At 47.6% G+C, this 26,873-nt stretch carries 24 protein-coding genes; 12 read left to right on the top strand and 12 right to left on the bottom strand.

Annotated elements, in window-relative coordinates; all coding sequences use genetic code 11:
- Positions 1-74: 74 nt before the first annotated feature.
- The 7 genes from EXU85_RS05300 (at position 75) to EXU85_RS05330 (ending at position 8,039) form a co-directional block, all read left to right on the top strand.
- Entirely contained in the window at positions 75-3,524 is a 3,450-nt protein-coding gene (locus EXU85_RS05300) for a pyruvate carboxylase (RefSeq protein ID WP_142771070.1), read from the top strand.
- A 100-nt stretch (positions 3,525-3,624) separates the two neighbouring features.
- Positions 3,625-4,863: a TlpA disulfide reductase family protein gene (locus tag EXU85_RS05305; RefSeq protein ID WP_142771071.1), complete on the top strand. Its 1,239-nt coding sequence runs from the start codon at positions 3,625-3,627 to the stop codon at positions 4,861-4,863.
- 177 nt (positions 4,864-5,040) lie between these two features.
- A complete protein-coding gene (locus tag EXU85_RS05310; protein WP_142771072.1) occupies positions 5,041-5,430 on the top strand; it encodes a DUF4870 domain-containing protein in 390 nt (129 codons plus the stop codon).
- Between the two features lie 144 nt (positions 5,431-5,574).
- Positions 5,575-5,898 (top strand): DUF3467 domain-containing protein, encoded by a 324-nt coding sequence (locus tag EXU85_RS05315; protein WP_142771073.1) that lies wholly within the window; start codon positions 5,575-5,577, stop codon positions 5,896-5,898.
- A gap of 145 nt (positions 5,899-6,043) precedes the next feature.
- Positions 6,044-6,472, top strand: a complete 429-nt coding sequence (gene rpsL, locus EXU85_RS05320) for a 30S ribosomal protein S12 (protein WP_111347395.1) — start codon at positions 6,044-6,046, stop codon at positions 6,470-6,472.
- A 144-nt stretch (positions 6,473-6,616) separates the two neighbouring features.
- Complete coding sequence (gene rpsG, locus EXU85_RS05325; RefSeq protein WP_012928933.1) at positions 6,617-7,084, top strand: 30S ribosomal protein S7; 468 nt, start codon at positions 6,617-6,619, stop codon at positions 7,082-7,084.
- Between the two features lie 85 nt (positions 7,085-7,169).
- Positions 7,170-8,039, top strand: a complete 870-nt coding sequence (locus EXU85_RS05330; protein ID WP_142771074.1) for an aldose 1-epimerase family protein — start codon at positions 7,170-7,172, stop codon at positions 8,037-8,039.
- 99 nt (positions 8,040-8,138) lie between these two features.
- On the opposite strand, the gene EXU85_RS05335 is transcribed toward EXU85_RS05330, so the two are convergent.
- The 5 genes from EXU85_RS05335 to EXU85_RS05355 form a co-directional block, all read right to left on the bottom strand.
- Complete coding sequence (locus tag EXU85_RS05335; RefSeq protein WP_142771075.1) at positions 8,139-9,728, bottom strand: hypothetical protein; 1,590 nt, start codon at positions 9,726-9,728, stop codon at positions 8,139-8,141.
- Between the two features lie 282 nt (positions 9,729-10,010).
- Complete coding sequence (locus EXU85_RS05340) at positions 10,011-10,688, bottom strand: OmpH family outer membrane protein (protein WP_142771076.1); 678 nt, start codon at positions 10,686-10,688, stop codon at positions 10,011-10,013.
- Between the two features lie 19 nt (positions 10,689-10,707).
- Positions 10,708-11,280: an OmpH family outer membrane protein gene (locus tag EXU85_RS05345; protein WP_142771077.1), complete on the bottom strand. Its 573-nt coding sequence runs from the start codon at positions 11,278-11,280 to the stop codon at positions 10,708-10,710.
- Positions 11,281-11,395: 115 nt separating this feature from the next.
- Positions 11,396-13,993 carry an outer membrane protein assembly factor BamA gene (gene bamA, locus EXU85_RS05350; RefSeq protein WP_142771078.1) on the bottom strand — a complete coding sequence of 866 codons (2,598 nt, stop codon included), beginning with the start codon at positions 13,991-13,993 and terminating at the stop codon, positions 11,396-11,398.
- 109 nt (positions 13,994-14,102) lie between these two features.
- On the bottom strand, positions 14,103-14,840 hold the full coding sequence (locus EXU85_RS05355; RefSeq protein WP_142771079.1) for an isoprenyl transferase: 738 nt from the start codon (positions 14,838-14,840) through the stop codon (positions 14,103-14,105).
- 239 nt (positions 14,841-15,079) lie between these two features.
- On the opposite strand from EXU85_RS05355, the gene EXU85_RS05360 reads away from it, so the two are divergent.
- The 3 genes from EXU85_RS05360 to EXU85_RS05370 all read left to right on the top strand — a co-directional run bounded on the left by EXU85_RS05360 (position 15,080) and on the right by EXU85_RS05370 (position 18,054).
- The gene (locus EXU85_RS05360; protein ID WP_142771080.1) at positions 15,080-16,036 is read left to right on the top strand and encodes a fasciclin domain-containing protein; all 957 of its coding nucleotides are present in this window, start codon (positions 15,080-15,082) and stop codon (positions 16,034-16,036) included.
- A 111-nt stretch (positions 16,037-16,147) separates the two neighbouring features.
- Positions 16,148-17,131 (top strand): FKBP-type peptidyl-prolyl cis-trans isomerase, encoded by a 984-nt coding sequence (locus tag EXU85_RS05365; protein ID WP_142771081.1) that lies wholly within the window; start codon positions 16,148-16,150, stop codon positions 17,129-17,131.
- A 35-nt stretch (positions 17,132-17,166) separates the two neighbouring features.
- On the top strand, positions 17,167-18,054 hold the full coding sequence (locus EXU85_RS05370) for an FKBP-type peptidyl-prolyl cis-trans isomerase (RefSeq protein ID WP_142771082.1): 888 nt from the start codon (positions 17,167-17,169) through the stop codon (positions 18,052-18,054).
- An 84-nt stretch (positions 18,055-18,138) separates the two neighbouring features.
- Here the strand turns inward: EXU85_RS05370 and EXU85_RS05375 are convergent, their stop codons facing one another.
- The 4 genes from EXU85_RS05375 to EXU85_RS05390 form a co-directional block, all read right to left on the bottom strand.
- Positions 18,139-18,918 (bottom strand): 3-hydroxyacyl-CoA dehydrogenase, encoded by a 780-nt coding sequence (locus tag EXU85_RS05375; protein ID WP_142771083.1) that lies wholly within the window; start codon positions 18,916-18,918, stop codon positions 18,139-18,141.
- A 5-nt stretch (positions 18,919-18,923) separates the two neighbouring features.
- Positions 18,924-20,576, bottom strand: a complete 1,653-nt coding sequence (locus tag EXU85_RS05380) for an FAD-dependent oxidoreductase (RefSeq protein ID WP_142771084.1) — start codon at positions 20,574-20,576, stop codon at positions 18,924-18,926.
- A gap of 18 nt (positions 20,577-20,594) precedes the next feature.
- A complete protein-coding gene (locus EXU85_RS05385; protein WP_142771085.1) occupies positions 20,595-21,284 on the bottom strand; it encodes a YjjG family noncanonical pyrimidine nucleotidase in 690 nt (229 codons plus the stop codon).
- Positions 21,285-21,399: 115 nt separating this feature from the next.
- A complete protein-coding gene (locus tag EXU85_RS05390; protein ID WP_142771086.1) occupies positions 21,400-21,705 on the bottom strand; it encodes a ferredoxin in 306 nt (101 codons plus the stop codon).
- Positions 21,706-21,915: 210 nt separating this feature from the next.
- Here EXU85_RS05390 and EXU85_RS05395 point away from each other — a divergent pair, with 210 nt between their 5' ends.
- The gene (locus tag EXU85_RS05395) at positions 21,916-22,458 is read left to right on the top strand and encodes an RNA polymerase sigma factor (RefSeq protein WP_142771087.1); all 543 of its coding nucleotides are present in this window, start codon (positions 21,916-21,918) and stop codon (positions 22,456-22,458) included.
- Positions 22,459-22,474: 16 nt separating this feature from the next.
- On the opposite strand, the gene EXU85_RS05400 is transcribed toward EXU85_RS05395, so the two are convergent.
- The 3 genes from EXU85_RS05400 to EXU85_RS05410 all read right to left on the bottom strand — a co-directional run bounded on the left by EXU85_RS05400 (position 22,475) and on the right by EXU85_RS05410 (position 25,458).
- Positions 22,475-23,182 carry a hypothetical protein gene (locus EXU85_RS05400; RefSeq protein WP_142771088.1) on the bottom strand — a complete coding sequence of 236 codons (708 nt, stop codon included), beginning with the start codon at positions 23,180-23,182 and terminating at the stop codon, positions 22,475-22,477.
- Positions 23,183-23,484: 302 nt separating this feature from the next.
- Entirely contained in the window at positions 23,485-24,942 is a 1,458-nt protein-coding gene (locus EXU85_RS05405; protein ID WP_142771089.1) for a Gfo/Idh/MocA family protein, read from the bottom strand.
- A 174-nt stretch (positions 24,943-25,116) separates the two neighbouring features.
- On the bottom strand, positions 25,117-25,458 hold the full coding sequence (locus tag EXU85_RS05410; RefSeq protein WP_142771090.1) for a hypothetical protein: 342 nt from the start codon (positions 25,456-25,458) through the stop codon (positions 25,117-25,119).
- Between the two features lie 244 nt (positions 25,459-25,702).
- Here EXU85_RS05410 and EXU85_RS05415 point away from each other — a divergent pair, with 244 nt between their 5' ends.
- Positions 25,703-26,863 carry a sensor histidine kinase gene (locus EXU85_RS05415; protein ID WP_142771091.1) on the top strand — a complete coding sequence of 387 codons (1,161 nt, stop codon included), beginning with the start codon at positions 25,703-25,705 and terminating at the stop codon, positions 26,861-26,863.
- The last annotated feature ends 10 nt before the right edge of the window (positions 26,864-26,873 follow it).

Here is a 26,873-nt window from a genome sequence, read left to right on the forward strand (position 1 = left end):
CTTTTTCAAAATTTTCAACCATCTTGCCCTGTTATTTTACGCGCTTATAGCCAGAAGTCGTTTCGTTGAAATCTATGAAAGAGTACATCCGACCCATCAAACGTCTGCTTGTCGCCAACCGGGGCGAAATCGCCATCCGCATCATGCGGGCAGCTACCGAATTGGGCATCACCACCGTTGCCGTATACACCTATGAAGATCGCTACTCGCTACACCGCTATAAGGCCGATGAAGCCTACCAGATCGGTCGGGACGAAGACGCGCTGAAACCCTATCTGGATGTTGAAGGCATTATTCTACTGGCTAAGCGTCATAAAATTGACGCCATTCATCCTGGTTACGGATTTCTGTCGGAGAACGTAAAACTGGCCCGGCGGTGCCGTGAGGAAGGCATTATATTTATTGGCCCCTCACCCGAAGCAATGGACGCCCTGGGTGATAAAGTGCGCGCTAAAAATCTGGCCACCAAAGCGGGTGTACCCCTCATTCCCGATTCGCGGGAAGAGAACATGAGCCCCGAATTTGCCCTGACCGAAGCCCAGCGGATTGGTTTTCCGATCATGGTGAAAGCCGCTGCCGGTGGCGGTGGTCGTGGTATGCGTGTAGTTCGGGAAGCGCAAGAGTTTGAAAAGGCTTTTGCTGAGGCTAAAAATGAAGCACGTAACGCATTCGGTGATGATACGATCTTTCTGGAAAAATTCATCGAGGAACCTAAGCACATTGAGGTACAATTGCTCGGCGACCAGCATGGGAACATCGTTCACTTGTATGAGCGTGACTGCTCGGTGCAACGCCGGTTTCAGAAAGTGGTTGAAGTGGCTCCATCGTTCGGTCTGAAGCAGGAAACGAAGGATAAACTTTATGCCTATGCCCTACAGTTAGGTCGGGCTGTGGAGTATTCCAACGCGGGAACGGTCGAGTTCCTGGTTGATAAAGAAGAGAATATCTATTTCATTGAGGTTAACCCCCGAATTCAGGTTGAGCATACCATAACGGAAGAAATAACCGGTATCGACATTGTCAGGACGCAGATTCTGATTGCAATGGGCTACCAGCTGTCCGATAATGGTATTTATATCAATCGGCAGGAAGATATTCCACTGAATGGCTACGCGATTCAGTGTCGGATCACAACGGAAGATCCATCGAACGGCTTTAAGCCCGACTTCGGTACCATCACAGCCTATCGAAATGCAGCTGGATTTGGTATCCGTTTAGATGAGGGAAGTAGCTACGCGGGCATGAAAATATCGCCCTACTTCGACTCGATGATTGTGAAAGTTTCGGCGCGGGGCCGCACGCTTAAAGGCGCTACCCAACGCCTGACGCGAGCGTTACTGGAGTTCCGGATTCGGGGCGTTAAAACCAATATCAGCTTTTTGCTGAACGTGATTAGCCACCCGATTTTCCAGCGGGGCGAAGCACGGGTTTCGTTTATTGAGACGCACCCCGAACTGTTCGATCTGCGCAAGCCGCAGGACCGGTCGACGCGGGTACTTAATTACCTCGCCGATGTGATTGTAAACGGCAATCCCGAAGTAAAGAAGAAAGACGATAGTAAGATTTTTAGAACCCCCGTGGTTCCTGCCTTCGACACCTACGGCCCTTATCCAACCGGCAACCGGGATCGACTGAAGGAATTAGGCCGCGAGCAATTTACGCAATGGGTGAAAGATCAGAAGTGTGTTCTTTACACAGATACTACTTTTCGCGATGGCCACCAATCGTTGCTGGCCACTCGGGTCCGAACGCAGGATTTACAGAAGGTAGCCGAAGGATTCGCCAAAAATCATCCTGAACTCTTTTCGATGGAAGTCTGGGGTGGAGCCACCTTCGACGTGGCCATGCGGTTCCTCTATGAAAGTCCCTGGAAGCGCCTGGAGGCACTGCGTGAAGCCATGCCGAACATGCTGCTGCAAATGCTGTTTCGGGGCTCCAACGCGGTTGGCTATTCGGCCTATCCCGACAATCTGATTGAAAAATTCGTTGAGAAATCCTGGGAAACGGGTATTGATGTGTTCCGGATTTTCGATTCCCTCAACTGGGTTGAGGCCATGAAAGTAAGTATTCGTGCCGTTCGTGAGCGCACCGATGCTCTTTGCGAAGCCGCTATTTGTTACACGGGCGATGTGCTCTCGCCCAATCAACATAAATATACGCTCCAGTACTACCTCGACATGGCCCGCCAGCTCGAAGATGAGGGCGCACATTTACTGGCCATTAAAGATATGGCCGGGTTGCTGAAACCCCTCTCGGCTGAGGTATTGGTGCGTGAATTGAAAAAGGCTGTAAGCATCCCAATTCACCTGCACACGCACGATACGGCGGGTATTCAGGCGGCTACCTATCTGAAAGCTATTGACTCGGGTGTGGATATTGTTGACTGTGCCTTAGGTGCCTTATCGGGCCTGACGTCGCAACCGAACTTCAACTCGGTGGTGGCCATGATGCAGGGCCATGAGCGGGAGTGCGATATGAATTTGTCGTCACTAAATGCCTATTCCAACTATTGGGAAGATGTTCGGGAGTATTATTACCCGTTTGAGTCGGGCATGAAAGCGAGCAGCGCAGAGGTTTATGAGAACGAAATTCCGGGTGGACAGTATTCCAATCTGAAACCGCAGGCTATAGCAACGGGCCTGGGTGATAAGTTCGAGACGCTGAAGAAGAACTACTCGGTGGCGAACCAGTTATTTGGTGATATTGTGAAAGTGACACCTTCGTCGAAAGTAGTTGGCGATATGGCCATCTTCATGACCGCCAATAACCTCACTGCCGATGATGTACTGACACGGGGCGAATCGCTGTCCTTTCCTGAATCGGTAAAGGAGCTCATGAAGGGTATTCTGGGCCAGCCCGTTGGTGGTTTCCCGGAGGCTATTCAGCGCGTTGTACTCAAAGGGGAAGAGCCTATTACAGATCGTCCGAACAGTCACCTAAAACCAATTGACTTCGACGCTGATTTTAAGGCTTTCCAGGAAAAATACCCCCTTTGCGATGGTTTCGTAGATTATCTGTCGTATCAGATGTATCCAAAGGTATACGATGAATACTACAAGGCTAATGAGCAATACGGGAACGTCAGCATCATTCCAACGCCGGCCTTCTTTTACGGACTAAAAGAGAACGAGGAAATCCTGATTAACATTGAGGAGGGTAAAAATATCCTTGTCCGTCTGCTGTTCCGATCAGAGCCCGATGAGTTTGGTATGCGAACGATCACTTTTGAACTGAATGGACAGAGCCGTCAGGTTAAGGTTCGCGACAAATCCTCAAAAGTTGAGAAATTCCAGCACGCTAAAGTGAGTAAAGCAGGCGACATTGGCTCGCCTTTACAGGGTCGACTGACGCGTATTCTGGTAAAAGAAGGGGATACCGTCAAGAAAAACCAGCCTTTGTTCGTCATCGAAGCCATGAAAATGGAAAGTATTGTGGCAGCACAGAAAGAAGGCAAAGTCGGCAAAGTTGTACTGAAAGAAGGTACCGTTGTTGAACAGGACGATTGTGTTGTAGAGCTTGCCTAACGCGTAAATAAGGACTTAGGGTTTTTGCCTGAAGCTGTTACAAAAGCTGCTTTAAGAAAATCCTGAGTCCTATTTTTTTTTACTAAATCAGTCGGTCAACATGAGCCTTAAGAAACTAATCCTATTCGCTGGACTACTATTGCCAGGATTTATCAGCCTTGCACAGACAAAGCCAAAAGATGGTTTCTGGCGAGGAGTTTTTACAATGGCTGGTGGTCAGCAAGCGCCTTTTAATTTTGAGTTGAAAGGCAAAACGGCCTACCTGATTAATGGGACAGAGCGATTTGAATTGCCCGGCGTTCACCAACGCGCCGATTCTTTGTTTATTCCGGTCGATGTCTACAACAGATTACTGGCCGCTAAGATCGAAAACGATGGAACATTGTCGGGAACGTTCAACTATCTGGATACCTCAACACCCGTCAAACCAATACCCTTTCGGGCAGAGCACGGCAAAAAATATCGGTTTTTCGAGAAGCCAGCTGCCGCTACGGTTAGTTTGCAGGGGAAATGGGACGTGGTCATTAACGGCCAAACCAAGCTGATCGGTGTATTTGAACAGCATGCCAATCGCCTGACGGGTACGTTCCTGAGTACTGGTGGTGACCTGCGTTTCTACGAAGGCGTAGTACAAGCGGATAGTTTCGCGCTGTCGGCGTTTGACGGGTCGAGTCCACAACTGTTCAAAGGGAAAGTTAGTGGAAATGAACTAAGGGGTGAACAGGTCAGTGCCCGGAGTGTGAATCCCATTACCGGCACCCGAAATGCCCAGGCTGTCCTGCCCGATGCCTACAGCCTGACAACGATGAAGAAAGGCGTTCCTTTCACGTTTACATTCCCTGATGCATTTACGGGTAAACCCGTATCACTACATGATCCAAAGTATAGGGACAAAGTAGTCATTGTGACACTTATGGGAAGCTGGTGCCACAACTGTATGGACGAAGCGGCTCTTCTAGCGCCCTGGTACGAGGCTAATAAGAAGCGGGGTGTTGAAATTATTGGTCTGGCGTTCGAGTATAAAAATGATCCAGCTTTTGCTAAAGCCCGACTCGAACCCATGAAAAAGCGCTATCAAATCGGGTATGATATTTTGTTTGCCGGTATTGTCGATGCGAAACATCCGTCAGAAGCCTTGCCCGCTTTGAGCGAAGTGTCAGTTTATCCTACAACGATTTTTGTTCGGCGGAATGGTGACGTGGCTAAAGTGCATACGGGTTACTCAGGTCCAGCAACCGGTCAGTATTACGAAGAGTTTATAAAAGAGTTTAATTCGGAAATGGATCAATTACTGAAGGAGTCAGTTCCTGAGAACGGTCACCAGAAATCATCTAAATAAGTACGTATTAATCTATTTTTTCAAGGTCACTTCTTCAACAGTGACCTTTTTTTATTGGCTGCTGGTTAGTCCAGATGCAAATCTTTGAACATAGTATGCTGTCGATTTATAGAGATAGAGTTGTATCAATCAATGTTTTATCGCAATTTACTTGCTTAACCAAATCGCCAGCCTGCTATGGAAAATCAGCCGCCAACTTCTCCATTGTCACCCGCTCCTTCTTCCTTAAGCGAATCCGACGCCCGGCTTTGGGCTATGCTTGCTCATCTGAGTGCATTACCCGGTTCATTTTTCCTGATTGGCAGCGTTTTGGCTCCACTCATTATCTGGCAGATTCAGAAAGACAAATCGGCATTTGTCGATTATCACGGTAAGGAAGCCCTTAATTTTCAGATTACAATAGCACTGGCGACAGCTGTATCACTTCTGCTCATGTTTGTCCTGATTGGGTTTGTGTTAATCTGGGTGGTAGGTATCGTTTGGCTCATTTTCACTATCATTGCTGGTATTAAGGCCAATAATGGAGAGTGCTACCGCTATCCAATAACGATCCGGTTTATTAAATAACGGGCTATTAAGTAAATGGATAATGTAAAATTGATGATGCATAATGAATAATAAGCTGATTATTGTCCATTTCACATTGCCCATTGTTCATTATACATTTACTTACTAATGGCTGATAGAGTGATTGACAACAATTTTAGCAATATGAATGCTCCCCAACAAAACCCAGAAGGTGCCATTGATGTCGAATTAAGTGAAGAAATTGCCGAAGGTGTTTATGCCAATCTGGCAATGATTGCTCACTCAAATAGTGAATTTATTCTGGATTTTATTCGCCTGATGCCGGGTGTTCCTAAGGCAAAAGTAAAAGCGCGTATCATTCTGACCCCCGAACACGCCAAACGCTTGCTTGAGGCATTGCGTGAGAACATCAGCCGCTTTGAAGAAGCTTACGGCGGAATTAATGAACCCAACGATGCATTTCGATTCCCAACAGGAGGATTTGGTGGTCCGGTAGGCCAAGCGTAATTGATTTACGGGGTATGATTTACGAAGTACGATTTACGTTGGCGTCAGCAATAAATCATACTTCGTATCTCGTAATTCGCAAATGTTTTTGTACCTTTGCACCTCAAATTTCGGGAAGACTGTTTTTTCGTAAACAAAATCAAGAATGCCTACTATACAACAATTAGTGCGTAAAGGCCGCGAAAAGCTGATCGACAAGTCAAAGTCGCCAGCTTTAGATGCCTGCCCACAACGTCGGGGTGTGTGTACACGGGTGTACACGACCACGCCGAAGAAGCCAAACTCGGCTCTTCGTAAAGTTGCCCGCGTTCGTCTGACGAACGGTCGGGAGGTTAACGCTTACATTCCTGGCGAAGGCCATAACTTACAGGAACACTCAATCGTACTGATTCGTGGTGGTCGTGTAAAAGATCTTCCAGGTGTTCGTTACCACATCGTTCGGGGTGCTCTGGATACGGCTGGCGTAAGCGGTCGTCTGCAAAGCCGGTCGAAATACGGTGCCAAACGTCCAAAACCAGGTCAGGCTCCGGTAAAAGGTGGCAAAGGTGCACCACCAGCAAAAAAGAAAAAGTAAGTTAGTGTAATGAGTTAATTCGTGTAGTAAGTGAGGTGAGTTGTAAACCTTACTCCACCGCTCCACTCAATTAACTAATTACTAAAAAATGACTGGACGCTGGAAAGACTACGTTCAGAGTAAGATCAAAAATCTGAAGCTATCATGAGAAAGGCGAAACCGCCCAAGCGTTACGTATTACCCGATCCTAAATACAAGGAGGTTCTCGTAACTAAATTTGTAAACAATCTGATGTACGAAGGCAAAAAGAGCCTGGCGTACTCCATCTTCTATGATGCCCTTGACGTGGTTGCAAAACGCACCAGCGAAAGTGGCCTCGATACATGGAAAAAGGCATTAAACAATGTAATGCCATCAGTTGAAGTTAAAAGTCGTCGCGTCGGTGGAGCTACCTTCCAGGTGCCAACCGAAGTACGGGCAGACCGAAAAGTCGCGGTAGGCATGAAATGGCTTATTAAGTATGCTCGTTCGCGGGGTGAAAAAACCATGGTAGACCGGTTAGCAGCCGAAATCGTCGCAGCCGCAAAAGGTGAAGGCGCAGCTGTTAAAAAGAAGGACGATACGCACCGTATGGCAGAAGCCAACAAGGCGTTCTCTCACTTCCGGTTCTAAACCGATCCAACGCGCCAAAGTCCCGATGGCCGTCGAATGTACAAAAGCTCCTCAACATTGGGGGGCTTTTGTTATTTTTGGCCCTATGACAACTTTAGAGAATGATCATCTCCGCGTCTCAATACGGCCAAAAGGGGCCGAACTGACTTCTATTTTTCACAAGCCATCGGGTATTGAACACCTCTGGCAGGCCGACGCTATGGTGTGGGGATGGCATGCGCCAAACCTGTTTCCGGTAGTGGGCGGATGTCTGAACAATCAGTTGCTGATTGATGGAAAGACGTATCCAATTGAACGGCACGGCTTTACCCGGCAGTCGTTGTTTGAAACAACAGAATCAACGTTAACACACGCCGTTTTTTCGCTCTGGTCCAGCGATGCTACACGCATTCATTTTCCCTACGAATTTGAGTTTCAAATCATCTATGAGCTGGATGGCCCTCGCCTGACCATAACCTATCGGGTTGTTAATGAGGATGAGAAACCCATTTTCTTCTCGGTTGGTGCCCACCCGGCTTTTGCCGTACCGTTTACTACTGGCGAAGCTTACGAGGATTATTTCATCGAATTTGAACAGCCCGAATCGTTGGAGACGCATATGCTTTCGGCAGCCGGTTATTTTACGGGGGAAACAAAACCAGTTCCGACTGATGGACGTCGACTACTACTAACCAAGCACTTATTTGACGAAGATGCCTTGGTATTCAAAAATCTAGTCTCCCGGCGTGTGGTGCTCCGAAGCGATAAACACGATCATTCGATAGCCGTCGGTTTTCCCGAATTTCCTTATCTGGGCTTGTGGGCCAAGCCCGGTGCTTCATTCGTGTGTATTGAGCCCTGGCTGGGTTGCGCCGATAGTGAAGGTCAACCGAAGCCGATTGAGCAGAAGGAAGCTATTCAGCAGGTGGCCGAAGGAAAAGTCTTTGAAGCTGCTTTTACAATAGAGGTAAGATAGAGGTTTACGGTATTCGGTTTACTGTTGCGCGAAGCAGTCTTGCCGTACTGGTGGGCCGGTCAGCCTCACCGTAAACCATAAACCAAATACCGTAAACCGTTATTGCGTTTCTTCCAGGGGCGAAAAATCTTTGAACGTACGCTTGAGCGCCTTGTCGGTAGCTTCTTTTTTGCTTTGCCAGTTGGCGTCCAGTTCCAGCGCTACGAGGCCGCTTAAACTCATTGAGTTGCGAAAATCGTCCAGCTTTTTTACAAATTCGCCATTGCGTCGAGTCGATTTCAAGGCAAACTCACGGGCAAATACATCCCCTTTATTTTGTAATTCACTCCGCTTGCCCAGTACGTAGTTATATCGGTCCAGCAAGTCCTTCATCGACTTACCGATTACTTCGGTTGCTTCCAGCGTACCCATTGTTAGAACGGCAGTGCCACCCACTGCCGAAATAATGCGTCCATTGCTTTGCGCGGCTGCACTGGTACTTGCGCCCGTGACGGCTGGTGTTACACCCGTAACGGCTCCCAGTGAGGCATTAGCTACGGAGCGATTACGCTTGCCTCCTTTCGCTTTTTTGTAGTCATCCTTAAGCTGCCCCTCTTTATCGCTTAACTGCTCAATTAGCCCCCATGCCTGCACCAGTACCTGACGATATTGATTGTAATAGTAACGGTCTTTTTCTGCCTCATTCACCGTGTTGAGCACGGTGAATGTTATTCGCTGTTCTGACCGGTTTTGTGCTTTATCCAACACATAAAATGTTACCTGAACATTCAGCGAATCGTAAGGGTCTTTTACAAAGTCATAACCTGGCTGCCAGATGAACTCATACTGGTTCTCCGTATTTTTCACCAACGACGTTTTTGGAATCTGCTGGTTATCCGATAAAAAGCCAAAAGTCGATACATCATCTTCACCGTTGGGATCAGATAAGTAAAATTTGAGATTTACCGTTGCATTCTCGCGCAATTTATAATGCGTTTCTTTCGGAATAACGGCTATATCGGGCGGGAGATCCATAGCCGTAACCTCAACTTTCAATCGACCTTTTGTGCGCATTTTAGCGGGCTGGTCTTCGACCCAGAACTCAATATATTGGGGTGCCTGCTTCAGTCGGTTAAACTGATTAAGCGAGAGTGTCCAGGTTAGTTCACCCTGCGAGGATAGTTTGCTACCTTCGGGCATTTGGTCGGCAATGGGAATAAATACGATTGGGTCGCCGTCATCATCCCGTACTACTTGTGGATCAATCTTATAGGTATTCTGCGTGCGGTAGCGCACATAAAAAGGCTGTAGATCTCCTACGATGGGCGGGCGATTTACGTGTACCACTTTAAAGTCGATGGTTTGCGAAGCAGTTTGGCCCCGTTTCGAGCGAACGTCAAACGTTACGGGGAAGACTTTCATCGTCTGAATCCGGTCGGCCAGGCCATAGCTGGGTATCCAGTTAAAATGACCTAACGAATCAAGATACATACCATCCGGTACTTCATTTCCAAACGCAAATGAGAGCGTATCACCAGGAAGGCCGCCAACCGCTTTCAGGTCAAATCGAACAGGATTTCCTTCTGTTACGAGGTTCCAATTGGTTTGGGAGGGAAATACGAGTTGTAATGGTTTGGAATCCTGCGCATAGGTACTAACGACCGTAGTGATCAGTAATAGCCAAGCAATTATACCGGCAGTTCGGTTCATATAGAGAGTTGGAGGTGGTCTGTGTTAAAAAACGTAAAAATAAGGCTAAGATTTCGTCTACCCTGAATGTATCTGTCAGTTTTGAGACTTTTCTTATCTATTCTGGCCTTTTTCTTTATTATAATTATATTTTTCCAAGAGAAAGTAATAGGCCTGCACCTTGACTAACCACAAGGTTACAAACTATCGCGTAAATGTTTAGGTATGTCTGTAAATGAAAACAGTCGCCACCTGAGGTCAGATGGCGACTGGTTAGAACAGGCAGAACCCTGTAACAATTACTTAGTTTTTCTTAGGTGCCGTAGCTGTACCCGATGCCGGGGCTGTTGGTTTTGCCGCAGCTGGCTGGCTTCCGCCGGTTGTAGCTGGCTTAGCAGCCGCAGCGGCTTTGGCTGGATCAATACCCATTTTCTTCAATACCAACTCTGTAATGTTGTTTTCTTCTGGTGCAACCAGTAAGATAGGAATGGTATTGGCACCTGCATCGAGGTTGAATACGTATTGAAAGCCATTCTCTTTGGCAACGGCATCAATTGCTTTCTGAATTTTCTGAACAACCGGATTTACCAACGATTGGTATTTGCCTTGCAACGATTGCTCAGCAGTCCGGCCGAACTCCTGAATCCGAGCCTGGAGGCCCTGTAATTCGGTTTCGCGATCCTTCTTGATAACGTCCGACATTTGCGCGGCCCCTTTTTCGTAGGCTGCATATTTGTCTTCCAATTCTTTCTGCATGCGCTTCAGTTCGTTTTCTGATTGCGTCCGCTGAATGGTTAACTGGTTTTGAATATCTTTTGCTTCGGGCGTTTGCGACAGAACGAAATCAATGTTCGTATAGCCTAACTTCAGCGGTCCGGCTGCGGTAGTCGTAGCAGGCGTTGCGGTTGGGGCTTGTGCCTGAGCGTTTAAACCACCCAATAGAAGGGCTGCAGCAAACGCCATGACGAGGTTTTTCTTCATTTCGAATTGATTGTTTGTATTACTTAGGTTTTGTGGTTGTTTTATTTGTTGGATTACTATTGGTAGCAGTTGGTTTAGTATCTAGTCCCAATTCTTCCATAACATAATCCGAATAGTCATGCCGGGGGTTGGTATAAAGCATGACAAAATCAGATGCTTTGTCGAAGATAAAATCCAGTTTCTTCTGAATGCATATCTTTTCAACCGCCCGGTTTATCAACTCCATCGGAGCCTTCATTAACTCTTTTTTCTTCTCAAATAACAAGCCCTGATAACCGAATACCTTGTTGTTATAGTCTCTGGCTTCACGTTCCTTATCGCTGATGATTCGTTGCCGTTCGCGCTTCATATCTTCTGTCAGCAGGATTTCTTCTGCCTGATAGGCTTTCTGTAGCTTCTCGATGTCAACGTATTTGTCCTGAATATCCTTCGACCATTTATCAGCGAACTTGTCAATTTCGCTAAGGGCTTTCTGGTATTCGGGCATCTTGCCAAAGATATACTCCGTATCGATGTATCCGAATTTCTGAGCCTGAGCAGGAATAGTTACCCAAACAGAACACAAAAGTACAAAAAATAGGGCTTTTTTCATTAGGAGCCAGTCAATTTTTGCAGGAAGTGATTGATTTTCAAGGATAGTTTCTGGAAAACCTGTAAGCCCACAGGAACGTACAGGTTTTAGTTAAAACGGCTGACCTTCTCAAATCTTATCTGAACTGCTGCCCAATCGTAAAGTGGAACTGACCTGATGCTTTGTCTTTCACGCCCGGAATTTTGTCGAAACCATATCCGTAGTCGATCCCGATTAACCCAAAGGCAGGCATAAAGATACGGGCACCAAAGCCCATGGACCGCTTCAGATCGAATGGATTATACTGTTTATAACTGGCCCAGTTATTACCGGCTTCCAGGAATGTCAGGACAAATATGGTAGCTGATGGGTTCAATGAAACAGGATAACGAAGTTCAGCAACGAATTTGTTGTAAACTACACCACCCTGACTGCGAGACGTTTGATCGACAGCGCGGTCGTAATCAGCCGTGTACACGCTACGGTCGTCATAACCACGCAGACCAATAATATCCTGTGCCAGCGCGAACTGTCCCTGGCCCGCCAGACCTGAGCCACCCAATACAAATCGTTCAAATGGTCCGATTGTCGTACGCTTGTTGTAGCTGCCCAAAAAGCCTAAGTGAGCACGGGTGTTCAATACCAGTTTGCCAAATACTGTCTGGAACCAGCTGGCGTCGAACATCCATTTGTGGTATTCCACAAACTTATATTTATCCTTTGGAGCCTCTGTTGCCGTTGTCGTACGCCAAGCCGAATACGGAGGGGTAAACGAACCACTCAAGGTAAACGATGAGCCATTACGGGGGAACTGCGGGTTATCGATGCTGTTCCGTGAGAGCGTCGTGTTAAACGTAATGTTGTTCGAGATACCGTCCTTGTAACCGATGTAGAATAAGTCAAGGTTGTTGAGGTCATAGCGCTGATACGAAATTGAGTTACTCAGCGAGAAGTAATCATCCGGTATTTTCAACTGACGACCTAACCCGATTGTAATAGCCGTGTTTGTATACGATCCAGTTGGTTTACGACCCTGTAGACTTTGGTAAATACTATACGGGTTGGTTGGATCATAGAATGTCCGATACACAGTGTGGCTGGCACTAACCGACAGGGCATTTGGCTTGCGACCGCCCAGCCAGGGCTCCGTAAATGACAGGGAATATACCTGATACTGACTACCGTTGGCCTGGAAGCGTAACTGTACCCGTTGGCCATCGCCAGCCGGTAGGGGTTTCCAGGCGCTGAAGTTAGGGATGTTGCGGGCCGAGAAGTTATTGAACGTCAGACCGAGCGTTCCTACAAAGCCGACATAACCGCCCCAACCTCCAGACAATTCGATCTGATCGGATGGTTTTTCTTCAACGGTGTATTCAATGTCAACTGTACCATCACTCTGTGGAATTGGGTTGATACCAATTTTTTCCGGATCGAAGTAGCCAAGTGTCGATAATTCGCGTTGGGTACGGATCAGGTTCGTTTTTGAGAATTTCTGGCCAGGCAGCGTCCGAATCGTACGCATGACCACGTGATCGCTGGTTTTGGTGTTACCATTCAGAATCACTTTGTTAATGGTGGCCTGCTTGCCTTCGAAAATCCGGATTTCAAGGTCGATCGAGTCACCATCGATGGATTTCTCAATAGGCTGAGCGTTGTAATACAGATAACCCAGGTCCATGTATTGCGAACTTAAATCCTGACCCGGATTACCGTTCATACGCTTATCCAGATCCTCCGGGTTATACACATCCCCTTTATTTACGCCCAGCACCTGACGAAGTTGAGCTGCGGTGTAGAGGTAGTTGCCCGAAAAATCAATGTTGCGGTAAAAATACTGATGACCTTCATTCAGCTTCATGTTGATGCTGATGGTATTGCCACCCTTGTGTACTACGGTATCATGCTCGATGGTTGCATCGCGGTAGCCGAGTTTGTTGTAATACTCAAGCACCTTCTTTTTGTCTTCTTCGTATTTCTTAGGGACGAATTTCGATGGGGTGAATACACGTCCGAACCGTTGTTCTTTCGTGCTTTTCATCTTCATCCGCACGGCATTCTCATCCAGTTCGTTAAGTCCCTCGAAGTTAATTTTAGAAATTTTAACTTTTTGACCCTTATCGACCAATACACGCATGGTCGCATTATTACGGGTACTATCTGGAACGGTGGTGATTTTGACCTTTGTATTGAGGAAGCCTTTGTCGACGAAGTACTTACGCACGGCCATCTGGGTGTTTTTCGTAATCGTATTCGTCACGATTTTACCCAGGTTGAGTTTGATTTTATCTTTAAGGTTGTCCTGTTCTCCTTTTTTGACGCCCAGAAAACTAACCCGATACAGGCGGGGGCGTTCCTGCACCCGAAACATTAGGGATACTTTATTTTCATTGACGTTTGTGGCAAACAACTCAACGTTATCCAGCAAACCCGATTCCATCAATTTACGGACTGATGAGCCAATGATTTCACCTGGAATTCGAATTTTATCGCCAACCTTCAGGCCTGCCAGCGATACAAGTGAGTTAGGATCAAGGTAGCGAGTGCCCGTTACGGTTAATCCGGCAATTTCATATTCTTTCGGACTGGCGTAGTTAAGCAAGTCGTTTGTTTCTACTGGAGCAGTACTGGGTACCCCCACGCCCACGCGCACTTGCGCCCGAACCTGAGCAGGCAATAGGCCGATGCCGATAAGCAGGTAAACGGCTCCCAATAGGACTTTTATACGGTGTTCCAAGTTGTAATGCGTGTTAATTGATTGGTTATCTGGATTCAATTTGGGCGAATAAGGTTGCAATTCACACAACTTATTTCTCACACAACAGAGCCTTGCGCTCGAATCCAATTTATTTAACTAATTGTTCGCTGATTTTGCCAAACCGACGTTCACGTTGCTGATAGTTAACAATAGCTTCGTACAGGTGAGCTTTTCGGAAGTCGGGCCAGAGTACATCGGGCATGTATAATTCCGCGTAAGCCAGTTGCCAAAGCATAAAATTACTAATACGCATTTCGCCACTGGTACGGATCATCAGTTCCGGGTCTGGAATACCGCCGGTTGACAGATACTGACTGAAGACCGTATCGTCAATCTGATCAGGATTTAGGTTACCATCACGGACATCAGTCGCCAGCTTCCGGGCTGCTTCCACAATATCCCAACGCCCACTGTAACTGAGCGCCAAAATGAGCGTTAGCCCCGTATTCTGGCTGGTTTCGCGCATGGCTTCGGTTAACTCGCGCTGACAGTCGGTAGGTAAACTGTCAACATGACCGATGGTAGCCAACCGTACATTGTTGTCCATTAGTGTTTTAATTTCCCCCCGAATGGTATGAACCAGCAGCGTCATGAGCGCATCTACTTCAAATTTCGGGCGATTCCAGTTTTCAGTGGAAAAGGCGTAGAGCGTCAGGTATTTCACGCCTAATTCAGCGCATCCTTCCGTTACTTCGCGTACAGCCTTAATGGCATTGCGGTGGCCAAACACCCGGGCAGCTCCCTGACGCTTAGCCCAGCGACCGTTTCCGTCCATGATAACGGCGATGTGCTGGGGCAGATTGCTCGAGTCAATGTGTTCCTTCATCCCAGGGGAGGAGTTTTAACAAGAATTAACAAGGCCGCGAAGATACGGAATTTTAGTCAGTTATGGGGAAGATAATGAGTGAAAGAGTGAAAGACCGAAAGACCGAAAGGCTGTGGATGGCTTCAGTCTTTCGGTCTTTCACTCTTTCGCTCATTGTTAGGTATCTTTGCCGGAGGAAAACATAAATAGGGTCGGTACGTTTTTTTGATACGAACCTGTTATTTCACTAACCACTCTAAATGACTACCTCGTTTTCGTTATTTCTGAGCCGAATGTCGGTGCTTATGTTGCTGTTAGTAGCAATGGGTTGTCAAACACGGGATGATGCCGTGGCCACCCCGCAAACAATTTCCGACCGTATTCTGGAAGATAGTCAATTCAGTTTATTCCGGCTCGCTATGGGGTATGCGGGTGTTGGGGACGCTTTAAAATCAGGTAATCTAACGTTGTTTGCGCCAACAGATGCCGCTTTTCAGGCAGCGGGCTTAGCCACCGAAGAGGCTATACGGGCAACTCCTCGGGATCAGTTACGGACTATGTTAATGTACCACGTGCTCTATGGACGGTCGGCGTCATCGGCTATTCCGGCCGGACAAAATTCTGTGATAACTGCTAATAAAGCGGCTGCTTTTGTTACGAAAACAACGGATGGGTCCATTTATATAAATAGCGCTAAGCTAACCCAAACAGACATTGCAGTTGCCAACGGGTACATTCATGTGATTGATCGGGTGCTGATTCCTGGAACCGGAAATCTGCTGACAACGATTCAGACTAACCCGAACCTGACGTTTTTGGCAGCGGCTATTAAACGAGTTGGTTCGAGTAACCCGACTTTACTGGCTACGCTGGATAATGTCTCGGCAACTAACCCAGTAACTGTGTTTGCGCCGAACGATGCCGCATTTAAAGCCGACAAAGTCTATAATACACTGGCTGCTATTGAGTCGGCCAATGTACAAACACTAACCAATACGCTCCTGTATCATGTTCTGTCGGGGGTAAAGTTTTCCACTCAATTTCAGTCAGGTAGCGTTGCCACCTTGCTCAGCGGGAATACGGTTACGTTGACGGTAGCCCCGAATCAGCTTACGGTTAAAGGCAATAAAAATTCAACTTCGGCATTTGTGAAGCAGGCCGATCTGACCGCAACCAATGGGGTCATTCATATCATTGATCAGGTCTTACAGCCGTAGGCCACAGGACTAGTTTCTAACTTAATTAGCAGAAATTTTAATCGACTTACCAACGCATTGCCACAATCAGGGGTCATTTAGCGTACAAGGTATGTTTGTTCAGTCATTTTCATGAGTAAACTTCAGCTATTAATTTTCAGTGTATTGTTACTGGGTGGGTTGGCATCCTGCACATCAGAGGATGTAAGTGCAGATACTACCAAAGCCGCTACCTATAAGTCTAATATTGCAGATATAGACACCTATATTGCGTCTCAGACCTGGACGGTAAAACCTACATCAGTGACTTCGAACTCGGGTCTTTATTTTGCGCTGACCAAACCAAGCACATCGACGGTGAGCCCACAGGAAGGACAGGAGCTTGAGTTTACCTATACGCTTTCTATACTGACTAGTACTACTGCTACTAGCTCAAGTGCTACAAGTACAACGGTTGTAAGTGCCAAAATTGTCGATACGGTCTATGCGAAAAATCCAATCTTTATTCCGTATAAGAAAGGTATACTAAAAGCGGGTTTGGAGGAAGGGCTATTAAAGATGCACGAAGGAGAACAAGCTGTTTTATTGATGCCCTCACTAATTGGGTATGGTGATGTACTTAGTTCAGATGGCCTGGTGCCTGCGAATTCGCCTTTACGGTTCGATGTAACCTTGAATCGAACCCGGACTGAAGACCAGCAAATGGATGAATATGCTGCTTCCAATAGTTTAAACCTTACCCAAAAGACCTCAACTGGTCTACGCTTTTTTCTGACAACACCCAGCACATCAGTAGATTCGGTTAAAACGGCATTAGGCAAATCGCAGACAGTGACTATACGGTATGCTGCTAAACAGCTTCATGCTAAAACAGTGGTAAGATTTGATACGGTCAGTAGCGCTAGTTTAACGTCAACCAATCTGACTAACCTTGTGACTGGCTTTGCAGAAGGAATAGTGAAATTAAAAGTGGGCGACAAAGCAACATTTCTGATGCCATCCTCACTTGGGTATAAGGATGCCGGTGTGGTTGATAAAAGCACTACCCCTGCTGTGTATAAAGTTTCGCCCTATGCACCTCTTCGGTATGATGTTGAAGTGCTTTCGGTCAAATAAATCAGTAATTTTCAATTAGTTAGTTCTCTATTTTCATGCGTAATCTACCTGTATTCATGTTCAGCCTCCTGCTAGTCGGTGGGTTGTCCTCTTGCCAAAAAGAAGATGTTGGTCTTACCGACGATCAAATTCTGGAAACCAATAAAGCCGATATTCTTTCTTATGCTGCGGCTAAAGGCCTGACGGGGTCTATTTCGTCTACCGGGGTCTATTACGCGCTGAGTAAACCCAGTGGCTCTGGCGTAACGCCAGCGTATGGTCAGGAAGCGGAGTTTAGTTATAAACTATCAGTTCTGACTCGGAATAGTGCTAACGCCGTGATCGATACGTTTGTTGATTCGACCTATGCAACCAAGTCTAGCTATGTTTACCTTGTTGCAAATACGCCGGGCTTAACAGAAGGCATACTGAAAATGAGTGAGGGCGATCAATCAGTCATTTTGTTGCCATCCGTTTATGCCTTTGGCCGAACAGGAGCTGGTAATGGTATAATTCCTGCCAATGCACCTGTTCGGTTGGATATGAAACTGAAACGGACCCGGACTGAAGATCAACAGATTGACGAATATCTAACAGCAAATAAACTGACGCCAACGGAGGTAACGCCGAGTGGATTACGGTTTATAAAAACGCTGGCTAACTCGACTGGGGCTCCTACAACGCCTACGCAAACGCTTACCATTAAGTACAGAGGTCAGTTGCTGAGAGCAACGTCGGCTTTTGACAGCACCGGTACAGGAACCTATTCGGCGGTAGCCAGTCAGTTTGTTCCTGGATTTGCAGAGGGGTTAGCTAAACTTAAAGTGGGTGAAAAGGCAACGATCGTTTTCCCTTCGAAAATAGGGTATGGATCTACGGGTTATCAAGTAATTCCTGCCTATGCACCACTGCGGTTCGATATAGAACTGGTTTCGGCACAGTAAGCTAAACAAGACGTTTTTTAGAGCGACCTACGGATTCCGTAGGTCGCTTTTTTATGGCATTTATGAAGCCATTTGTAGACGTCGTTACTTCGGAGCCATCCGAATAGCGCCATCGAGTCGGATCACTTCGCCGTTTAGCATCGGATTTTCGAGGATACTTTTAGCCAGCATGGCGTATTCCGATGGACGTCCAAGTCGCGAAGGGAACGGTACCTGCTGCCCTAATGATAGTCGGGCTTCTTCGGGAAGGGCAGCTAGTAAGGGTGTCTCAAACAGACCGGGGGCAATGGTCATGACCCGGATTCCAGACCGGGCTAAATCGCGGGCGATGGGTAGCGTCATGCCCACGATACCTCCCTTTGAGGCTGCATAAGCCGCCTGGCCGATTTGGCCGTCGTAAGCGGCTACGGAAGCCGTGTTGATAATAACACCCCGCTCACCTTCACTAGTAGGGGTATTGTGTTCCATGGCTAGTGCCGCCAGCCGAATAACGTTGAAGGTTCCGATGAGGTTAATGGAAATGACTTTTTGGAAAGCCGCCAGCGAGTGCGCGCCATACACCCCATCAACTTTGCCAACTGTTTTGCGCGCTTCGGCAACGCCCGCGCAATTGATGTTAATGTCCAAACGGCCAAACGTGCCAATGGCCATATTGACGGCTGTTTGTACATCGGCTTCATCGGTAACGTTCGTCTTGGCAAAGCGAACGGTTGCCCCTAGTTCTTCGGCAAGTGCATTGCCTCGCTCGTCGTTCAGGTCCAGAATAACAACATTGGCCCCGTTGGCTACCAGCATTCGGGTGGTGGCTTCGCCCAGGCCAGAAGCACCTCCGGAAACGATGGCGGTTGATGAGTTTAGTTCCATACGATTTACTTGGTTAATTGCTGGCTTTGTGCCTGAATGAGCCGTTGAAGTTTGGGAACGTCGATATCCTGTATGGCTTTCTTGTCATCAATGGCCAGGCAGGAAGCCTGCGCGGCCGACTGCGCCAGTACCATAAAAACGGGTTCCATTCGGATAGAGCCATACGCAATATGACTGGCCGATAAGCAAACCGGTACCAACAGGTTTTGTACACTGCCTTTCTTCGGAATAATGGCCCGGAAACTAACGGGATAAGGCGGAAACCCACCGACCTGCACATCGCCCTCGTTCCGAACCATCGGTATGCCATTGCGGTCGTTCACAATGAATCGCTGGCAATTGTGCGAGTCCATCGTGTAAGCCGCCATACCAACCGCATCCGGTACAACGACTTTACCCTCGCAATTGGCCTGGGTCATTACGTATTCGCCGATGAGCCGCCGACCTTCGCGGATGTATAGCTGGGGCGAAAAGTTATTGTTGTCCTGGTATTCATCTTTGGGATAACCCCACTGAAGCATTTCGTCCCGCAGGTGCTTCGGCATACGCGGATCGTGCCCGATGAAGTAAAAGAGCCCTTTGGTATACTGTTCGTGCTCCCGAATGATCTGGTCACGTCGGGCGTAGTCAGCGTCGGGGTAGTCGTAATTGGCCCCGATCATATCCGTTGAAAAGCCACCGCAGTTGTTGATGTCGGTTTTATGATTGGGCATCATCACAAAGTGCATCAGATTCCAGGTCAACTCCTTCGGTATCTTTTGGGCGATTTGCCGTAGCAGTAATTCGTATTTGGTGGAATCGTATCCATCCGGACGGGTAATCGGAATGCGATTGGCCGGGTCGTCGGTCAGGCACAGGCGGAAGTTGTAGGCTTGTACCGTTCGGTCGGCAGTGCCGTTGGGTGCCAGTGAGGCCGGGCCAATGCCCCACACTATTCCACTTTCGGGCTTGCCGGGCTGGTTGTAGGGATCTACGCCATCGGGAAACTGGTGCTTGTCCCGGAACTGCACGCCGTTGAGGGGTTCATTATACTGGCTGGACGCTTCCCGCCCAACCGTATAGGCTACGCCTGCTCTGGCCATCAGATCGCCTTCGTAAGAGCAGTCAATAAATTGTTTAGCCTCAATCGTTTGCGTTTCAGGACTAGGTACACTGTTCGATTGCTGGTCTTTTGTATACCACTGTGCCAGAACCCGTTCGAGTTTAATCCGCTTTATCTTGTTCGCTATGACTTCGGCAGATGTGATTCTGTAGGCATATAAAGGGGCAACGCCAGCTTCCTGTAGGTACTGCTTGAAAATTGTTTCGGCAACGTGCGGTTCAAATGTCCACTGTTCCGGCTTGCCATAATGCCGACCCACGCGCCGATAAAAATCTCTGGACAAACCCGTGATTGCCTGCTTGTTGCCAATATCGGTTGCTCCCAAACCACCCGATGACATACCGCCGAGATGAAGACCCGGTTCAATCAGCACAACCGACTTACCCGCTTTTTTGGCCGAATAAGCCGCAATCACGCCTGCTGACGTGCCTCCATACACACACACATCGACGACGTGTACTGGCTGTGCGTACAAGAGAGACGAAAATTGGGATAACAGGATGACCCCTGCAAAAGCGGATCGACTGATTGACGAAGCAAAAACAAACCCATTCATAGTAAATTTAGGATTAGTCTACAAAATTGCCAGTAGTTCCTTCCAGTGTTTGATATCGTACGTAGGCTTGTCGTCAACGACTTTGCCTTGTGGATTATAAAATACGGTGTCTAAGCCAACGCTCTTGGCACCCAGAATATCCGCTTCGTAATTGTCGCCGATCATCAAACTCTCACCAGCCGTCGTGCCGCTAATGTCCATAGCGTACTGAAACACCAGCGGGTCTGGTTTTTTTGCACTGGCGGTTTCGCTGGTAACCACATGCGTAAAATAATGGGCAATCTCTGAGCTACTCATCTTCGTGGCCTGAATATCAGCAAAGCCATTCGTGATGATGTGCATGGTGTAGCGCCCGTTCAGGTAATCCAGGATTTCCCGTGCAGACTCCAGCAGATGAGTTTTGTGAGGGAGTAGTTTCAGGTACTCGGCGTTAAGATCGGCCTGAACGGCTGATTCGTCGATACCCAGTGCTTGGTATACCATCGGGAAACGATGTTGCCGAATATATCCATGCTCGATCAGATTCTTGTCGTAATCGGCCCAGAGCTGATGATTGATGGCAATGAAGTGACGGCTGAACTCCTCCGCCGACGGAATCCCTGCATCCGCCAGCCGGAACGTATCGAAGAGTTCGGCAATGCATTCCGCCGAGTTTCGATCAAAGTCCCATAAGGTGTGGTCAAGGTCAAAAAAGAGGTGTTTATACATGGGGATGGGTTTACTGTATTTGGTTTATGGTATTCGGTGGCTGACGCGGAAGATTGCTGGTGCCAGCCCACCGAATACCAAATACCGTAAACCAAATACCCAGCTACCGTAATCACTAAAAATCCAATTTCAGTCGCTCAACGGGCTGATTATTCACGAGGTGACTATCAACGATTTCGGCAACGTCTGACAGTTGTACATTACCGTAATACGTGCCTTCTGGGTAAACGACCAGGGTGGGACCGAAGGCACAGGCATCGAGGCAACCCGTTCGTTGCGCCCGCATTTCTTTTAACAGGCCCCGCTCAGCAAGCGCTGCTTTGAAGGCGTCGACTAGTTCGTTGCCGTGTGCTTCACCACAGGATTTTTTTGGCGCGGCTTTCTGATTGTTACAGATGAAAACGTGCTTTTGATATTTCATAGATCTGATTGAATTCGTTCTCAAAGGTACGAATGAACCCGATGCCAGCGTCATATTCTTTAGTACACTCAATGTCAGCAGATGTGCCTACTGTACCGGTAAAAAAATAATTAAACCTCAAGGCTAACATTTTGTTATGGATTAGATGTCTTGGCGAGTTTGTGTTTGCTAACCTGCTGACTATGTGTGTATTCTTATTGTAGTTGTATCATGAATCGCCCGCCTGCTTCGTTTCTGGAACTGGAATTAGTAAGCAACCTGAAGGCTAACAACCAACTGGCTTTTTCTAAATTGTATGATCAATATGCCGCCATATTGTTGGGCGTTATCACGAAAATAATTACTGACAAAACGGAAGCAGTTGTCCTGCTCGAAACAACCTTTAGGCGTATCCGTTTGCAACTGGATCAGTTCCGGCCAGATAAACAGCCATTGTTTCTGTGGCTGTTACAAATTGCACGAACTACGGCTTTAGATGCGCTTAAAGAACGACAACAGGTTAAGGCCGCTGTGTTGCAACTCGCTGAAACCGGAAAAGTAGTAAGCCCGGTCTGGCAAAAAACTACCTCGACGTCGTCAATAGATAACCATACGGATTCCGTTGATCCTCAGTTGAAAGCATTGCTTGATGCTATTCTTTTTAAGAATTGCACGCCCGAAGAGGCCGCTGCTTCGTTAGGCCTGCCCGTTGAAACGGTTCGGCAACAGTTGCGGGTTGCTATGCAGCAATTGCGTACAATTTCCAGGACTTAAGCACAGGTAAAAAGCCTTATCGACCTCGTTGAACGGCCTGATGGAAGGAACTCCAGGCCTGATTTAACTCATCTTCAATGTGCTGCCAATCGGCTTCGGTAGCTCCGCCTGGTTTCTGTCGTACATCATCGCATAAGCGCATGGCGTCGGCTCGTAAACGCCCGTATGTACCAAAGGATGCGGGAGGTTGATTATACAGAGCAGCCGACGTTTGGACTAAAGCGTTCGCTAAATCTGAATAGCTATAACGCTCGCGCTGGCGGTGAACAATCCACCACTCCAGCTCCAGTTTGGCTACGTTCGGTACATTAAATTGTTCGGTGCTAAGTGCCTGAATGGATTCATAATACGAAATCAGATCGGGTAAGGTTTTCTGGTACTCCATTCTTGATTTTCCTTTCTTAAAATCGAAAGCTGCTTTAGACGCTTGAAAACCTAATATGAACGACCGCCAGAAAGGTGCATGAAATTGCTGCCGTAGTCCACCCGCCAATTGCCAAAACAGAAGCACCGGTTTCTTCTGATAGTAGGACCGCCACATGGCTGTTTCCAGTCGGGCTACTTCGTTTGGGTTGAATTCACGCAGGCTGTTCTTTCTGGGCACATACAAATCCACTGCAACCCAAAGGACTAGTGCGAGTAGTGCCCCCCATAATAGCAAGCGAATTGGGTTTGGAGTGTGAGTAGGGATGGAGTTTGTTTTGGTTGATATAGAAGCTCCCATGACCTTTGATGAAGTAACTGATCGAATTTATGCAAGTGAGTGGTTTGTCATTCCGACCTCAGGAGGAATCTCAAGCTTGATTAATCAGGAACTCGAGATTCCTCCTGAGGTCGGAATGACAAAAAATATGCCTTTTAGCTAGAAAATGGACTTTTAACCGCTCCAGCCTGAGTTGGGCAACTGATGAGATATATACTATACCAAACGATCATTTGGTTTTGTGGATATGCAAACCCCCATCAGATTGCCTGCTTGATGCAGATCAGTCCAATGGGGGTTTAACTCATCTCTGGCAACTATGATTATTTCTTCGCCACTGCCTTTGCCGAAGCGGTGGCCGATTTTTTCTTATGGGTTGCCGACGGAGCCGTTGGATTTTGCTGCGTCATGGTAACGGGGTCCCAATACACTACCTTTTGCTCGAAGTAGCTTTCGTTAGACGCCAGTACGGGAGCGGCTGCCCGGAACCCGAATACAGGATCTTCAACGGTGCCCTGACTACCTTTGCGGACGTTTTCGAAGAAGTTGCCGAAATGCTTGGCGTGTGCATCGTCATCTTTCGGTGCTTCGAATTTGACTTCTTTTACCGGTTCTGCCTTACGGGTTTCGGGTGGGTATTTGGCATCGTACTGTTTCACAAATTCCTGCTGAACCGGTTCTGTAAAGGTAAAGAAGCTGTCGTAGTTGCCGTAACCTGGTGCAATGGGCAGTTTCTTTTTGGTCATAATGAGGTTATCTTCCGAAAACTCGATCTGGCCCTCGTTGCCAATAATACGCGTTACGTTGCTGATCTTACCGGCGTTGGCAAAATTGACTCGCAACACCATCTGGAAGGCCTCATGTTTGTCGGTTTTCGGGTAATCCATTAGGCTCGTCATCACATCGGGCACATCACGACCTTCTTTCCAGTAGGCAAGGTTACCTGACGAGAAAATTCGCGTTGGTCCCAGAGTATTCGTGACAAAGTGGACACCCGTAATGAGGTGAATAAACAAATCGCCCGCGACACCCGTGCCGTAGTCGCGGTAGTTGCGCCAGCGGAAAAACCGATTCGCATCGAAGGGGCGCTTGGGCGCATCACCTAGAAACCGGTCCCAGTCTACGGTTTGTGGCGAGGCATCGGGTGGGACGGAGTAGTTCCAGGCACCAATGGCGTTGAAACGGTCGTTGTTGGATTCAATGTAATTGATTGCGCCAATATCACCCGCTTCAACCAGTCGTTTCGCTTCCTGAAAGGCAGCACTACTGATGCGCTGACTGCCTACCTGCATAGTTTTGCCCGATTTTTTCCAGGCGTCGATAACGGCTTTACCTTCGTTCAGGTGCTGTACCATCGGTTTCTCGCAATACACATGTTTACCTGCTTTGAGCGCTGCAATGGTAATATGATCGTGCCAGTGATCGGGGGTAACAACCAGCACAGCGTCGATATCCGGGCGAGTCAGGATTTCGCGGTAATCGCGGGTTGTAAAGAGGTCTTTGTCTTTACCAAAAGCCGTTTTTGCGTGCTCAAGCCGACCCGTGTACAAATCAGCTGCGGCAACGAGTTCGACATCTGGATTCCGAAGGGCAGCCATGGTATCGTAATTGCCCTGAATGCCCATGCCAATCGTCGCAAAGCGGATTTTGTCGTTGGGACTTACCTTTATTAAATTCGGAATGTAGGCTGGAAAACCGAATGGTTTGGCAAGCCCCTCGCTGGCAACGAGCGCTGAAGCTGCCGATAAGCTTTTTATGAATTTGCGTCTGTTAGCCTGCATAGAGATGAGGGTTTTTAGTATACCAGATAAAGCGACTTCTCGGTATAATTTACCCTTAAAAATTTATTGTCCACAGAGGCACAGAGAACACTGAGTTATAGAGTATCTCCCTTTATTCTGTGTCCTCTGTGCCTCTGTGGACAATAAATTTAGAATCTCAGAACCAGTCCGAACCTATTTCTTTTCAAACTGCACGGATACCCACTGGCGGTCGGTTGGGACTTTGTGGGTGGCGTTCCAGACAAACATTGCCTGGTCAAGCGCTACGTTTAATTGCTGTTTGGTTTGTCGGCGAGCCAGGTTCAGTTTGCGGGCTACGGTTTCTTCGTAAATCAGTTTTTGCTCATTCGTATAAAATCGAACGATGCTTTGGTCGCTTTTTGGGGCGGTTTCAACCACCCAGAATCCATCTTTAGCAACGGGTTGCTCTTTTGTTGTTTGTGCCTGTGCGGCAAATGAACTAGTAGTGAATACGAGGGCCATAAAGGCCAGGCGGAGTTGTGAGCTAGTGTTCATGGTGTTTGTGTGTTTACGTTTAGTTATTAACTGACCCAAAAGTAAACACACGGCTAATTGCCCGCTCAGAATTTCGCCCGGTGACCACGGCTGGGTACTATACGGCATGATCTGGTCTGCTAACGTCGTTTGGCGCTACATTTCGTTGTTCGGCGACGGTAGTTCGTCGTCTGTCGATAAATGGATTCGGCTGTAGGCAAAACCACTCCGTTTGTCTATCTTCGATTAGCTAACTGGCTGACTTATGCAACGTTTGACCCAGGAATTTGTCTTCTCCAATCAACCGCGCCAACGGCTGGCACGGCATGGTTTATTCTGGTTGGCATGGGCGTTGTTCTTTACGCTCACCTACGGTTTTTTGCCCGCTAATTACCTGATCCACGAAGGCGTCGCCTGGCCGTTAGCGCTTCTGAAAGGCTTCTTCATTTCGGGTATTGATTCGGTGCTGTTTATGCCAGCCCATATGTTCCTGACCTATGCTCTGCTGTACTGGGTAATCCCGCGTTATCTGCTTACCAACCGATATATCTTGGCATTCATTAGCATTGTTGGGTTAATAATTGCCACGGCCTTTCTTTCGGCGGTATTAGCCAAATTCATTGTTTATCCTGTGCGCATGGCCTTGCATGGGCGGTATTCAGGCAATACGTTCTTTTTTGCCATGATGGCGGGTATGCGAGGAGCAACGACCATTGGTGGGTTTGCAGCCGCTATTAAACTGGTAAAAATCTGGTATCTGAAGCAACAGGCTTACGAGCAAATAGACCGGGAGAAATTACAGGCCGAATTACAACTGCTTAAATCGCAGGTGCACCCGCATTTTCTGTTCAATACGCTGAATAACCTCTATGCGCTCACACTCCACAAATCCGATCAGTCGCCAGCCGTGGTGCTGAAGTTGTCGGAATTGCTGAGTTACATGTTATACGAATGCAATGCGTCGGAAGTGCCGCTACAGAAAGAGATTGCGTTTATGCGTAACTATATTGGGCTGGAGCAGCTTCGCTATGGCGATCGGCTGGATATGTCGGTGACTATTTCTGGCGATTACCAGCATAAACTAATTGCACCGTTGCTACTGATTCCATTCCTGGAAAATGCCTTTAAACACGGCACCAGTGAACAGGTTGAGCAGGCCTGGATGCACATCGATCTGTCGGTTCAGGGAAACCAGCTGAAATTTAAAGTCATAAACAGCCGGGAGTCAACGTTGGAGGAGGGTGTGCACAGCGGTGGTATCGGTTTGCAGAACGTGCAAAAACGATTGAAACTACTATATCCTAACCGTCATGAGTTACGAATTGTGGCCGAAGAGGAAACGTTTATGGTTACGTTATCGCTGGAATTAGGGCCGACACTAATCGCGGATTTTCAACCGGTCAACCAACTCGCCGAAACAACCTGATCTAGTACCA

It is taken from the genome of Spirosoma sp. KCTC 42546, assembly GCF_006965485.1.
In the GTDB taxonomy this organism is placed as follows: domain Bacteria; phylum Bacteroidota; class Bacteroidia; order Cytophagales; family Spirosomataceae; genus Spirosoma.